The following is a 12,735-nucleotide window of genomic DNA, read 5'->3' as shown; positions in this document are numbered from 1 at the left end:
TGCACATCGATGTTACCCGCGGCGGCTCGCGCCGCCCATCGGCCGAACGGCCGGCCGTCGGCAGAATTGCAAGCGGTTCGATAGAATCTGACGAATCAGACGGGCGCTGCGCGCCCGCGCTTTTTTTCTACAAGAGCATCCCGTGTCCGAATCGTCCTCTCCTTTCGCCGCGCCGCCCGACGCGCATCGCGTGCTGTCGCTGCCGGTCCGGCGACGCGCGCGCACGGCCACGATGGCGCTGTTTTTCGTCGCCGGCATGATGTACGCGTCGTGGGGCGTGCACGTGCCGACCGTGCGCGACAAGTTCGAACTGAGCCCGGGGCTGCTGTCGGTCGCGCTGTTCGCGGTCGCCGGCGGCTCGATCGCCGCGATGCTGACGATCGCGCGCTGGATCGCGCGCGTCGGCTCGCGCACCGCGTGCGTGACGGGCGGCCTCGTGATGTCCGCGTGCGCGGCGCTGATCCTCGTCGTGCCCGACTACTGGATGCTGCTCGTCGTGCTCGCGCTGTTCGGCTTCTCGATGGCGACGCTCGACGTCGCGATAAACGCGGAGGCGAGCGCGGTCGAGATCGCGCTCGGCAAGCCGATCATGTCGTCGCTGCACGGAATGTTCAGCATCGGCGGGATGTCCGGCGCGGCCGCCGGCGGTGCGCTGCTGTCGGCCGGCATGGCGCCGGCCGTGCATCTCGCGCTCGCCGCAGCCGCGACCGCCGCGGTCGTCGTCGTCGCCGCGCCGGCGGTGCTGCCGCATGTCGCGCATCACGAACAGGCGCACGGCGGCGGGAACCGCTGGCGTTCGCCGGCGCTATGGATGCTCGGCGGAATCGCGCTCGTCGCGCTGATCGCCGAAGGCGCAATGTACGACTGGGCGACCGTCTACATGCGCGACGTCGTCGCGGCGAGCCCGGCGCTCGCGAGCGCCGCGTATGCGGCGTTCTCCGGCGGGATGGCCGCCGCGCGCTTCGCGGGCGACGCGGTGCGCGCGCGATTCGGCGCGCCGCAGCTCGTGCTTGCAAGCGCATCGCTCGCGTGCGCGGGGATGATCGGCGCGCTGCTGCTGCCGCATCCGGTCGCCGTGCTGATCGGTTTCACGCTGATGGGGCTCGGTCTCGCGAACATGATGCCGGTGCTGTTCGCGGCCGCCGCGCGCGTGAAGGGCGTTCATGCGGCCGAAGGTCTCGCGCACGTCGCGGGGCTCGCGTATTTCGGGCTGCTGTTCGGGCCGGTCGTGATCGGCGGCGTCGCGCAGGCGGTGAACCTGACGACCGGCCTGTCGGTCGTCGCGCTGTGCGCGGCGCTCGTTGCGCTGGTCGCGCCGAAGGTGCTCGCGCATCTGAAGATCTGACCGGAATCGCCGACTCCGCGTACTCAGGCGGGCAGCCGCTGCGCCGCCCGGAAACAGGAAAGCGCGCATGCGTTGCCGCATGCGCGCTTTCGCCCCTCTGTCGACCGCTTTTTACTTACATCTTCACTTCGTCGAGCAGCGTCTTCTTGCCGCTCTTGTAGTTGTACAGCGAGATCACGCCGTGCTGCAGGTCGCCCTTCGAGTCGAAGGTCGTCGTGCCGATCACGCCCGTGTACTTCGTCGCCGGCATCGCGGCGAGGATCTTCGCCGGATCGGTCGAGTTCGCGCGCTTCATCGCGTCGGCGATGATGTACACGGCGTCATACGTGAACGGCGCGTAGATCTGGATCGGCTGGCCGAAACGCTTCTCGTACTTCGCCTTGAACGCGGCGCCGCCCGGCATCTTCTCGAGCGAAGCGCCGGCTTCCGAGCACACGACGTTGTCGGTCGCGTCGCCGGCCAGATCGGCCAGCTTTTCCGTGCACACGCCGTCGCCCGCGAAGATCTTCGCGCGCAGGCCGAGCTGCTTCGCCTGCTTCGCGAACGGGCCGCCCGTCGCGTCCATGCCGCCGTACATGATCGCGTCCGGATTCTCGCCCTTGATCTTCGTCAGAATCGCGCGGAAGTCGACCGCCTTGTCGTTCGTCGCGTCATGCGACATCACCTTCAGGCCGAGCGCCTTCGCCTTCTTCTCGAATTCGTTCGCGAGACCCTGGCCGTACGCGGTCGAATCGTCGACCACCGCGACGCTCTTGATGCCCTTCGAATGCGCGTAGTTCGCGAGTGCCGGGCCCTGCTGCGCGTCGGTCGCGACCACACGGTACGTGGTCTTGAAGCCTTGCTGCGTGTAAGCGGGGTTGGTCGCCGACGGCGAGATCTGCACGATGCCCGCATCGCTGTAGATCTTCGACGCCGGAATCGACGTGCCCGAGTTCAGGTGGCCGACCACCGCGACGACCTTGTCGTCGACGAGCTTCTGCGCGACCTGCGTGGCCTGGCGCGGGTCGGCCGCGTCGTCCTGCGGATCCAGCTGCAGCGTGATTTTCTGACCGCCGATCGTGAGACCCTTGGCGTTGATCTCTTCGACTGCGAGACGCGCGCCGTTTTCGTTGTCCTTGCCCAGGTGTGCAATGCCGCCCGTCAACGGCGCGACGTGGCCGATCTTGACGACTTGATCGGCGGCCGCGTTGCTTGCAGCTGCAACGCACAGCATCGCCGCAGCGGTGATCGGCAACAGCTTTTGCATCTTGATATTCATGTAAGTCTCCAGTTTCGGTCCCAATAAAACGCCATCGCCCGGTGCCCCGTTGCCATCCCTGTGTTTGCAATCACTGGACGATTCGCCGGTTGCATCGTTCATGCACTTGGCCTCAAGTACGTGAAAACAGCCGCTTTTAGCGGCCGCCGCCCGCACTTGCGCGCAAGTGTAGGTGATCAAATTAATTTGTGGGACTTTTTTGGGGTAGTGGTAACACTACCGATGCACGTGCGCTGGAATGACCGCTCGAATATCGCCGGAAGCCCCGTCCGATAAGGGTTTCCGCTAATTCCGCGCAGCCGCGCGAAAGGCGGCTTTAAAGCATTCCCGCGGCATTTCGATTCGGTATTTTGTGCGCAGGACCATTGAATGAAACGCGCGTGACAGCACGCGCGTTTCCGGCTCGATGCGACGCGCTCATGCCGCCGTCGCGCGCCATTCGGCGTCGAGCGCGTCGACGAGCTGCGCGGTCGTCAGCGCATCGCCGCGCCGCCGCGCGAGCGGCGCGCCCTGGCCGGCCCACAGCGACAGGTAGTCGCCGTCGTTCGCGCGGGCCGCGGCCTGGCGCAGCGGCTGCGTCAGCGCGTTCTGCACCGGATACGGCGCGACGTCGGCGATGCGTTCGCCGAGCCGCGCCATCAGCGTGTTGCGCAACCCGCGCGCGTGGCGGCCGGTGATCGCGCGCGTGACCTGCGTCGACGTGTCGGTGCTCGCCAGCAGGCGAGCCTTCCAGTCCGCCGCGATCGCGCTTTCCGCGCACGGCAGGAACGCCGTGCCGAGCTGCGCGGCCTGTGCGCCGAGCGTGAGCGCGGCCGCGATGCCGCGGCCGTCCATGATGCCGCCCGCGGCGAGCACGGGCAGCCCGGTTGCGTCGACGAGCTGCGGCACCAGCGCGAACGTGCCGACGAGCGCGTCGTCGGCCGCGCCGATGAACGTGCCGCGATGGCCGCCCGCCTCCGCGCCCTGTGCGGACAGCGCATCGGCGCCGGCCGCCTGCCACGCGCGCCCTTCCGCGACATGCGTCGCGGTGCCGATCACGTACGTGCCGGCGGCTTTCAGGCGCGCGACGTCGGCTGCGTCGAGCACGCCGAACGTGAAGCTCGCGACCGGCACGCGCAGCGACACGAGCATGTCGAGCTGCGCGCGGAAGTCGGGCGCGAAACGCGCGGGCGCGGTGCCCGGCGGCAGCCCGAGCGCCGCATGGAGCGGATCGATCGCGGCGAGCGCACGCGCGACGGTCGCCGCGTCGGGCGCGACTTCGGGCAGCACGAACAGGTTCACGGCGAACGGACGATCGGTCGCCGCGCGGATCGCGTCGACTTCGGCCGCGAGACGCTCGGGCGCGAGCGCGCCGGCGCCGAGGCTGCCGAGCGCGCCGGCATTCGACGCAGCGGCGACCATCGCAGGCGTGGTCGCGCCGACCATCGGCGCCTGCACGAGCGGCACGCGCAGGCCGAAGCGTTCGGCAAACGGGGTGGAGAACGGGCGAGCGGACATGACGAATCCTTCGATGACGATGCGCGAAAGCGCCGGTGAGTCGTGCATCGACTCTATCGAAGCGGCGCACCGCCGAAAAATGAATAATCGAGATCGAAACGATCGCTGCACGAGAAGCGGCGCGGGCGCGCACGTTGCTCGGATCGCCGCGGGCGCTGCGAGCCGCTACTGGCCGCTGCGGGCGCTGCGGAAGCTGCGGAAGCTGCGGGAGCTGCGGGAGTTACGAGCGCTGCGAGCGCTGCGGGCCGCTGGGAGCCGCGGGGAATCGCCAGCGGCCGCTGCGGCCCGCGCGCCGCGTGCGTCGCCGGCACCGCGCCGCCGCGCCCCGCACACTGCAACGCCGCACGATCGGTGGCACACTAGGCCGCCCCATATTTCACCGGCGCGCGTCGCGCGCCTCGTTCGCCAGGAGTTCAAACGTGACTGCCCAATGGATCGACATCCCGACCGGTAACGACAGCTTCGGCGGCTATCTCGCGCTGCCCAAGCGCGGCAAGGGCCCTGCCGTCATCATCATCCAGGAGATCTTCGGCGTGAACGCGCACATCCGCTCGGTCGCCGATCAGTACGCGGCCGACGGTTTCGTCGCGCTCGCGCCGGACGTGTTCTGGCGTACGCAGCCGCGCGTCGAGCTGACCTACGACGGCGCCGATCGCGACAAAGGCATCGAGTTGATGAAGAAGACCGACGTCGGCCTCGCGGTCGCCGACATCGGCGCGGCCGCCGACGCGCTGCGCGCGCGTCCGGAAGTCGCCGGCAAGATCGCCGCGATCGGCTACTGCTTCGGCGGCCAGCTCGCGTATCGCGCGGCCGCCGGCGGCAAGCTTGACGCGGCGGTCGCGTACTACGGCGGCGGCATCCAGAACGCGCTCGACCTCGCCGACAAGATCACGCAGCCGATCCTGTTCCACTACGCGGGGAACGACCACGCGATTCCGCCGGACGCCGTCGATCGCGTGAAGGCCGCGTTCGCGGGCCGCGACAACGCGTCGTTCCACCTGTACGCGGATGCCGAGCACGGCTTCAACTGCCCGGACCGCGCGTCGTACAACCAGCGCGCCGCCGCGCTCGCGCACGGCCGCACGCTGACGTTCGTCGCCGAGCAGCTGTAACGCCGACCGGCCGCGGGCCGCACGCGCGGCCCGCGTTATCCTCCGTTCATCGCCACACGGGACCACGGGGAGCGACAGCGATGCATTCGGACTATCTCGCACACGACGCGATCGGCCTCGCCGCACTCGTGCGCGACCGCAGCGCGAGCCCGCGCGAGCTGCTCGACGCGGCGATCGGGCAGGCGGAAGCGGTCAACGGCGCGATCAACGCGATCGTGCTGCAAGACTACGAAGCGGCGCGCAAGCGTGCGGCAGCAGCCGAAGCGGCCGACGCCGCCGGCACCGGCGCGCCGTTCGCGGGCGTGCCGTACCTCGTGAAGGATCTCGGTGCGGCGGTGGCCGGGCTGCCGCTGTCGATGGGCAGCCGGCATTACCGCTACTTCGTGCCGGCCGACGATTCGCCGGTGATCGCGCGAAGCCGTGCGGCCGGGCTCAACGTGTTCGGCAAGACGAACACGTCGGAAATCGGCCAGATGCCGTACACGGAACCCGAGCTGTTCGGCGCGTGCCGCAACCCGTGGAATCTCGATCACACGCCCGGCGGCTCGAGCGGCGGCGCGGCCGCGGCCGTCGCGGCCGGCATCGTGCCGCTCGCCCATGCGTCGGACGGCGGCGGCTCGATCCGCATTCCCGCGTCGTGCTGCGGACTGTTCGGCCTGAAGCCGAGCCGCAACCCGGCGCTCGTCGATCAGCCGTCGAACGGCGAACTCGTCGTCCAGCATGCGGTGTCGCGCAGCGTGCGCGACAGCGCGCTGCTGCTCGACGTGACGACCGGCCAGACGCTGCCGCCCGGCGCGCCCGGCACGTTCCTCGGCGCGCTCGACACGCCGCCCGGCTCGCTGCGCATCGGGCTCGTCGTCGATCCGATGCTCGCGCCGGCGCTCGACGACGACACGCGCGCGGCGCTCGACGACGCGGCGGCGCTCGTCGAATCGCTCGGCCATCGCGTCGAGCCGACGACGCTGCACGTCGACTATGCGCGCACGGCCGAAACCTTCCTGACGCTGTGGGCGACGATCGCCGAGGAGATGGTGCTCGGCGCGCGCGCATTGACCGGCCGCACGCCGCGGCGCGGCGAATTCGAGGCGGCGACGTGGGCGATGGCCGTCGTCGGCCGGCGTCTCGCGCGGACGCGGCTCGCGGACGTACTCGAGTGGCAGCGCCAGCTCACCGTGCAGGTCGCCGCGCTCGTGTCGCGCTACGACGCGATCCTGTGCGCGTCGCTCGCGGGCCCGCCGGTGAAGATCGGCGAGCTGCGGCCGACGCCGCTCGAATCCGCGCAGATGAAGCTGCTCGCTGCGCTGCCGGTGAAGCCGCTGCTGCGCGAAATGCTCGCAAAGGCGTCGCAGAAGGCGTTCGCGTGGGCCGGCTGCACCGAGCTGTTCAACCTGACCGGGCAGCCGGCGATGTCGGTGCCGCTCTACTGGAACGCGCGCGGGCTGCCGATCGGCGTGCAGTTCGCCGCGCGCCACGGCGACGACGCGCTGCTGCTGAAGCTCGCGCGGCAGCTGGAGCAGGCGCGGCCGTGGTTCGATCGGCGCCCGCCGCTGATCCAGGCGCAGCGCGGATAAAAAAACCCGCCGGCAACACCGGCGGGTTTTTCACGCATGCGGAGCCGGCAGGCAGAACCGGCGACCCGCGCGGCGCCTACACGTCGAGCCGTTCGCAGATCGTCCGCGTCGCGGCCGCCGCGTTCAGCGTGTAGAAGTGCAGCCCCGGCACGCCGGCGTCGAGCAGGCGCCGGCACAGGCTCGTGACGACGTCCGCGCCGAACGCGCGGATCGACTCGCGATCGTCGCCGAAGCTTTCGAGCCGGCGCGCGACCCAGCGCGGCACTTCCGCGCCGCACATCTCGGAGAAGCGCATCAGCTGCGAGAAGTTCGTGATCGGCATGATGCCCGGCACGATCGGCACGTCGACGCCGAGCTTGCGCACATCGTCGACGAAGCGGAAATACGCGTCCGCATTGAAGAAGTACTGCGTGATCGCGGAATTCGCGCCGGCCTTCACCTTGCGCGCGAAGTTCTCGAGATCGGCCTTCGGCGAACGCGACTGCGGGTGGTACTCCGGATACGCAGCGACCTCGATGTGGAACCAGTCGCCGTGTTCGGCACGGATGAAGCTGACGAGCTCCGACGCGTAGCGCAGCTCGCCGACCTCGCCCATTCCCGACGGCAGATCGCCGCGCAGCGCGACGATGTGCCGGATGCCGTGCGAGCGGTACTGGTCGAGAATCGCGCGCAGGCTGTCGCGCGACGAGCCGATGCACGACAGGTGCGGCGCGGCTTCGAGGCCGTCCTTCTGCATGTCGAGCACGGTATCGAGCGTGCCCTGCTGCGTCGAGCCGCCGGCGCCGAACGTCACGGAGACGAATTTCGGCTTCAGCGGCAGCAGCTGCGCACGCGTCGCGCGCAGCTTCTCGACGCCGTCCGCCGTTTTCGGCGGGAAGAATTCAAACGAGAGTTCGATCGGTTTCATGATTCGGTGGATTGGGCCCGGCCGTCAGCCGATCTCGCGCTGGCCGAAGATCAGCGCGGACAGCAGCCACGACACGATGCTGTACAGGATCGAACCGAAAAACGCGGACCAGAATCCCGACACCTCGAACCCCTTCAGCAGCGACGACGCGAGCCAGAAGCACAGCGCGTTCACGACGAGGATGAACAGCCCGAGCGTGACGATCGTGACGGGCAGCGTCAGCAGGATCAGCACCGGGCGGATCACCGTGTTGATGAGGCCGAGCACGACCGCGACGATCAGTGCGGTGCCGAAGCTCTTGATGTGGATCGACGGCACGAGGTACGTGATGATCAGCAGCGCGAGCGCGTTGATGATCCAGGTGAGAATGACGCTCATGGAGTGCTCCGGTTCGGTTGTCGATCAGTGCGGTCTGCGAGCGCCGCTGCCGGCCGCATCGCGCGCGCGAATGCGCGGCGAAACGGCGCGGCGTCCGGCGCCGGCCCGCCGCTCCGCGTGCGCCGCGCGCCCGACGGCACGCGACGCGGCGGCACGGCGGCCGTCCATCAGTAGCGGTAGTGGTCCGGCTTGAACGGGCCGTCCTTGTGCACGCCGATGTACGCGGCCTGCTCGTCGGTCAGCGTCGACAGGTTCGCGCCGATGCGCGCGAGGTGCAGGCGCGCGACCTTCTCGTCCAGATGCTTCGGCAGCACGTACACCTTGTTCTCGTACTGGTCGCCGCGCGTGAACAGTTCGATCTGCGCGAGCGTCTGGTTCGCGAACGAGTTCGACATCACGAACGACGGGTGGCCGGTCGCGCAGCCGAGGTTCACGAGGCGGCCTTCGGCCAGCAGGATGATGCGCTTGCCGTCCGGGAAGATGATGTGGTCGACCTGCGGCTTGATGTTTTCCCACTGGTACTGGCGCGTCGACGCGACGTCGATTTCCGAGTCGAAGTGGCCGATGTTGCAGACGATCGCGTTGTGGCGCATCGCCTTCATGTGATCGTGGTTGATCACGTGGTAGTTGCCGGTCGCGGTCACGAAGATGTCGGCCTTGTCGGCCGCATATTCCATCGTCACGACGCGGTAGCCTTCCATCGCCGCCTGCAGCGCGCAGATCGGATCGATCTCGGTGACCCACACGGTCGCGCCGAGGCCGCGCAGCGACTGCGCGCAGCCCTTGCCCACGTCGCCGTAGCCGGCGACGACCGCGACCTTGCCCGCGATCATCACGTCGGTCGCGCGCTTGATGCCGTCGACGAGCGACTCGCGGCAGCCGTACAGGTTGTCGAACTTCGATTTCGTGACCGAATCGTTCACGTTGAACGCCGGGAACGGCAGACGGCCGTCCTTTTCCATCTGGTACAGGCGGTGCACACCGGTCGTCGTTTCCTCGGTCACGCCCTTGATGTGCGCGAGGCGCTTCGAGTACCAGTTCGCGTCGACGTCGAGGTGGCGCGCGATCGACTTGTACAGCGCGACTTCTTCCTCGTTGGTCGGCTTCGCGATCACCGAGCGGTCCTTCTCGGCCTTCGCGCCGAGGATCAGCAGCAGCGTCGCATCGCCGCCGTCGTCGAGGATCATGTTCGCGAACTCGCCGTTCGGCCATTCGAAGATGCGGTGCGAGAACTCCCAGTACTCGTCGAGCGATTCGCCCTTGAACGCGAACACCGGCGTGCCGGCTTCGACGATCGCCGCGGCCGCATGATCCTGCGTCGAGAAGATGTTGCACGATGCCCAGCGGACTTCGGCGCCGAGCGCCTTCAGCGTCTCGATCAGCACGCCGGTCTGGATCGTCATGTGCAACGAACCGGCGATGCGCGCGCCCTTCAGCGGCTGCTGCGCCTTGTATTCGTCGCGGATCTGCACGAGGCCCGGCATTTCGGTCTCGGCGATGTTCAGTTCCTTGCGGCCCCAGCCGGCAAGTGCCATGTCGGCGACGACGTAATCGTTGGAAGTCTTGGAATCGATGATGGCGTTCATCACGCCCTCCTTTCTAAAAAAGTTCTAGAAATTGATGACGTGAGCGCCGTTCAGGAAGCGGGGCCGGCGCGAATGTCGCCGCACGGCTGCTTGGTGAAGTCTTCCGAGCCTGGCGGACGCAGAAGGTCCGTCGCAACGCTCCTCGGAAAACGGAAGGGATTGTAGCAAATCGGCGCGTGCCGTGCGCATGCGCGCGGTGCCGCGTACGAGCCGCGCCGGGCGGCGCGCAAAGGGTCAGGTTTCCGCGCCGACCCACGCCTGTTCGCGCAGCCGCGCACGCAGGCGTGCGACCGCCTGGCTGTGCAGCTGGCATACGCGCGATTCGCTCACTTCGAGCACCGCGCCGATCTCGCGCAGGTTCAGCCCGCGCTCGTAGTACAGCGACATCAGCAGCTTTTCGCGCTCGGGCAGCCGCTCGATCGCTTCGACGAGCGCATCGCGCAGATGCTCGTCGAGCAGCGCGGACAGCGGATCGGCATGATCGACGCGGAAGCGGTCGAGGAACGGCTCGTCGTCGGCCGCGCGGTCGAAGTCCTCGTAGTAGATCAGCTGGCTGCCGTGCAGGTCCTGCAGCATCGCCTGGTATTCGTCAAGCGGCATGTTCAGATGCTGCGCGATCTCGGCCTCGCTCGCCGCGCGGCCGAGCTGCTGCTCGACCTGGTGCACCGCATGCTCGACCTCGCGCGACGTCTTGCGCAGGCTGCGCGGCAGCCAGTCGTTGCTGCGCAGCTCGTCGAGCATCGCGCCGCGGATGCGCTGCGTCGCGTAGGTCTCGAACTGCGCGCCCTGGTCTTCCTTGTAGCGGCCGGCCGCGTCCATCAAGCCGATCATGCCGGCCTGGATCAGGTCGTCGAGGTCCACGCTCGCCGGCATCTTCGCGACGAGCTGCAGCCCGAGGCGCCGCACGAGCGGCGCATATTGCGCGAGCACGTCGGCCTGGGACATCTTTCCTTGAGCGTTGTACATCATGGCTCTCTCCTTGCTCATGCGGCGTGGACCGCACCCGCCTCGTACGACGGCTTGCCGCCCGCATGGGCGGCGCGGCCCGCGCCCGAACCCGGACGCATCGGCCAATACAGCAGGTCGGCGGCGATCTGCCGGTAGTCGCGCGCGGCGGCCGACGACGGGAACGCGTCGACCGCGGTATGCATCAGATCGCGCGCATGCTCGACGAGCGGATCGGCGCTCACGCAGCCGGCGTCGGCGATCGACACGGCCAGGTAGCGGCTCGCGACGCCCGCGAGGTTGTCGAACGCGGTCTTCGCGTCCGCGTGGCTGCCGACGTGATTGGTCAGCACGCGGAACTGCGGGATCGCGTGCGCGAAATGCAGCCGCTTCATGCACGCATACGCTTCGGTGATCGCGTGCGCGGCGACCCGCGTGACGATCAGCACGTCGTGCGCCTCGCGCGCGAGCGCCGAGAACGAACCGTCCGCGCCGAGCTGCGCGTCGACGAGCACGATGTCGGCCTGGCCGTCGACGAAGTCGCTCAGCTGCGCGTCGCCGTAGCCGTCGCGCGCGAACCGCGCGGCCGCGCACAGGCTGAAGCCGGCGGTGACGCGCGTGCGTTCGCCGTCGCGCAGCCACGCGCCGGCGAGCGTCGCGGCGGCCGACTGCACGTCCGCACGCTCGTCGACGACGAGCACGTCCTTGCCGAGCGCGGCGAGCGCCGCCGCGACGTTCACGACGGTAGTCGTGCAGCCGATGCCGACCGGCCCGCCCGTCACCGCGACGATCCGCGATGCGCGCCCGGCGAGCAGGCGCCGCAGCCCTTCGGCCTGGTCGATGATCCGTTTATCCAAATCGCACCTCGTGCAGCTCGGCGGTGGAACGCGCGGTCAGTGCGGAAAGCAGCGCCGGCATGTCCTCGTCTTGCGGCACGAAGGGCGAGCCGTCGCGCGGCACACAGAACGCGCTTTTCAGCAGGAATCGGGTGGTCGCGACATACAGGTTCTCCGGCACCTTCTGGCCGGTCGACACGTAGTGGACCGGCAGCTTGTAGCGGATCACGGTGTCGAGCACGCCGCCGAGGTGGGTCGCCTCGTCGAGCTTCGTCAGGATGCAGCCGGCGAGGTCGGGATGCTCGCCCGCGCTGCGGTATGCCTGCACGACTTCGTTCAGCGTGTCGCCGTGGCTGGTCGCGTTCAGCAGCAGCAGCCGCTGCACCGGCGCGTTCGCGCCGTGCAGCATCGCGATCTGGTCGGACACCGCGCGATCGCGCTGGCTCATGCCGATCGTGTCGATCAGCACGATGTGCTTGTTGCGCAGCTCGGACAGCGCGAGCGCGAGATCGCCCGCGTCCTTCACCGCATGCACCGGCACGCCGAGGATCTTGCCGAAGATGCGCAGCTGCTCGTGCCCGCCGATCCGGTAGCTGTCGGTCGTCAGCAGCGCGACCTTGCTCGCGCCGAAGCGCATCACGCAGCGCGCGGCGAGCTTCGCGGTGGTCGTCGTCTTGCCGACGCCGGTCGGCCCCATCAGCGCGAACACGCCGCCGCGCTCCATCAGCGTGTCCTCGCTGTCGAGCACCGGCAGGTTCGCCGCGAGCACCGACTGCGCCCATTCGACGGCCTGCTCGAACGTCTGCGAATCGTCGCCGGCCGGCAGGTTGTCGACCAGCATCCGCACGAGCTGCGCGGAGAAGCCGGCCGCGAACAGATGCTTCGACAGCGCGCCGTGCACCGGGCTGCGGCGCTGGCGGTCCTGCCACATCAGGCCGTCGAACTGCTCTTCCATCATCCCGCGCAGCGCGCCGAGCTCGTGCATCACCGTGTCGTTGACGATCCGTTCGATGCGCGACTTCACCGCGTCGGCCACCGCGGCCGCCGCATCGGCGGACAGCGACGCGCGTTCCGTCGACTTCGCGGCGCCGGCCGCGCGGGTGTCGGCCGCGCGTGCGGCGGACGGCATCCGCCGTTCCGTGTCGCGCACGATGTCGCGCGCCCAGTCGGGCGGCGTCGTAGGCGTTGCGTGCTGGCCGGCGCGGGCGCTGCCGTGCGGCGCGGACGGCGTCGCGTGCGCGCGGGCGATCAGCGCGTCGCGCTGCTGCGTCAGGCGCTTCGCGTGCTCGACGAGCCACGG

At 69.1% G+C, this 12,735-nt stretch carries 11 protein-coding genes and 1 riboswitch; of the genes, 3 read left to right on the top strand and 8 right to left on the bottom strand.

Annotation, left to right across the window (positions count from 1 at the left end; all coding sequences use genetic code 11):
• Positions 1-106 precede the first annotated feature (106 nt).
• Positions 107-1,345 (top strand): MFS transporter, encoded by a 1,239-nt coding sequence (locus BUB20358_RS16455; protein ID WP_261313210.1) that lies wholly within the window; start codon positions 107-109, stop codon positions 1,343-1,345.
• 115 nt (positions 1,346-1,460) lie between these two features.
• On the opposite strand, the gene BUB20358_RS16450 is transcribed toward BUB20358_RS16455, so the two are convergent.
• Together BUB20358_RS16450 and BUB20358_RS16445 are read right to left on the bottom strand one after the other, a co-directional pair.
• The gene (locus BUB20358_RS16450; RefSeq protein WP_045552494.1) at positions 1,461-2,603 is read right to left on the bottom strand and encodes a branched-chain amino acid ABC transporter substrate-binding protein; all 1,143 of its coding nucleotides are present in this window, start codon (positions 2,601-2,603) and stop codon (positions 1,461-1,463) included.
• A 417-nt stretch (positions 2,604-3,020) separates the two neighbouring features.
• Positions 3,021-4,100 carry an NAD(P)H-dependent flavin oxidoreductase gene (locus BUB20358_RS16445; RefSeq protein ID WP_035973206.1) on the bottom strand — a complete coding sequence of 360 codons (1,080 nt, stop codon included), beginning with the start codon at positions 4,098-4,100 and terminating at the stop codon, positions 3,021-3,023.
• A 419-nt stretch (positions 4,101-4,519) separates the two neighbouring features.
• On the opposite strand from BUB20358_RS16445, the gene BUB20358_RS16440 reads away from it, so the two are divergent.
• The gene (locus BUB20358_RS16440) at positions 4,520-5,212 is read left to right on the top strand and encodes a dienelactone hydrolase family protein (RefSeq protein ID WP_035971375.1); all 693 of its coding nucleotides are present in this window, start codon (positions 4,520-4,522) and stop codon (positions 5,210-5,212) included.
• Positions 5,213-5,292: 80 nt separating this feature from the next.
• Positions 5,293-6,783: an amidase gene (locus BUB20358_RS16435; RefSeq protein ID WP_006762886.1), complete on the top strand. Its 1,491-nt coding sequence runs from the start codon at positions 5,293-5,295 to the stop codon at positions 6,781-6,783.
• Between the two features lie 76 nt (positions 6,784-6,859).
• On the opposite strand, the gene metF is transcribed toward BUB20358_RS16435, so the two are convergent.
• The 6 genes from metF to flhF all read right to left on the bottom strand — a co-directional run.
• Positions 6,860-7,690: a methylenetetrahydrofolate reductase [NAD(P)H] gene (gene metF / locus BUB20358_RS16430; RefSeq protein WP_006762887.1), complete on the bottom strand. Its 831-nt coding sequence runs from the start codon at positions 7,688-7,690 to the stop codon at positions 6,860-6,862.
• Between the two features lie 24 nt (positions 7,691-7,714).
• A complete protein-coding gene (locus BUB20358_RS16425; protein WP_006762888.1) occupies positions 7,715-8,068 on the bottom strand; it encodes a phage holin family protein in 354 nt (117 codons plus the stop codon).
• Positions 8,069-8,235: 167 nt separating this feature from the next.
• A complete protein-coding gene (ahcY, locus tag BUB20358_RS16420) occupies positions 8,236-9,654 on the bottom strand; it encodes an adenosylhomocysteinase (protein WP_035971376.1) in 1,419 nt (472 codons plus the stop codon).
• 34 nt (positions 9,655-9,688) lie between these two features.
• Positions 9,689-9,804: riboswitch (S-adenosyl-L-homocysteine riboswitch) on the bottom strand.
• Between the two features lie 84 nt (positions 9,805-9,888).
• Positions 9,889-10,623 carry an RNA polymerase sigma factor FliA gene (locus BUB20358_RS16415; RefSeq protein ID WP_035971378.1) on the bottom strand — a complete coding sequence of 245 codons (735 nt, stop codon included), beginning with the start codon at positions 10,621-10,623 and terminating at the stop codon, positions 9,889-9,891.
• A 14-nt stretch (positions 10,624-10,637) separates the two neighbouring features.
• A complete protein-coding gene (locus BUB20358_RS16410) occupies positions 10,638-11,456 on the bottom strand; it encodes a MinD/ParA family ATP-binding protein (RefSeq protein ID WP_035971379.1) in 819 nt (272 codons plus the stop codon).
• Positions 11,449-12,735: flagellar biosynthesis GTPase FlhF (gene flhF / locus BUB20358_RS16405; RefSeq protein ID WP_174905089.1), on the bottom strand; the 1,287-nt coding region annotated here is incomplete at its 5' end. The genes BUB20358_RS16410 and flhF, both read right to left, overlap by 8 nt.

The sequence above is a fragment of the Burkholderia dolosa genome (assembly GCF_902499135.1).
Classification (GTDB): domain Bacteria; phylum Pseudomonadota; class Gammaproteobacteria; order Burkholderiales; family Burkholderiaceae; genus Burkholderia; species Burkholderia dolosa.
Note: the sequence above shows the minus strand (reverse complement) of the source record. Positions and strands in the feature narration are given on the sequence as shown.

Excerpts from the sequence above, each read along its gene's own strand:
- BUB20358_RS16450 (WP_045552494.1), bottom strand. The coding sequence starts at position 2,603 with ATGAATATCAAGATGCAAAAGCTGTTGCCGATCACCGCTGCGGCGATG.
- ahcY (WP_035971376.1), bottom strand. The coding sequence starts at position 9,654 with ATGAACGCCATCATCGATTCCAAGACTTCCAACGATTACGTCGTCGCC.
- BUB20358_RS16435 (WP_006762886.1), top strand. The coding sequence starts at position 5,293 with ATGCATTCGGACTATCTCGCACACGACGCGATCGGCCTCGCCGCACTC.
- BUB20358_RS16445 (WP_035973206.1), bottom strand. The coding sequence starts at position 4,100 with ATGTCCGCTCGCCCGTTCTCCACCCCGTTTGCCGAACGCTTCGGCCTG.
- BUB20358_RS16425 (WP_006762888.1), bottom strand. The coding sequence starts at position 8,068 with ATGAGCGTCATTCTCACCTGGATCATCAACGCGCTCGCGCTGCTGATC.
- metF (WP_006762887.1), bottom strand. The coding sequence starts at position 7,690 with ATGAAACCGATCGAACTCTCGTTTGAATTCTTCCCGCCGAAAACGGCG.
- BUB20358_RS16415 (WP_035971378.1), bottom strand. The coding sequence starts at position 10,623 with ATGATGTACAACGCTCAAGGAAAGATGTCCCAGGCCGACGTGCTCGCG.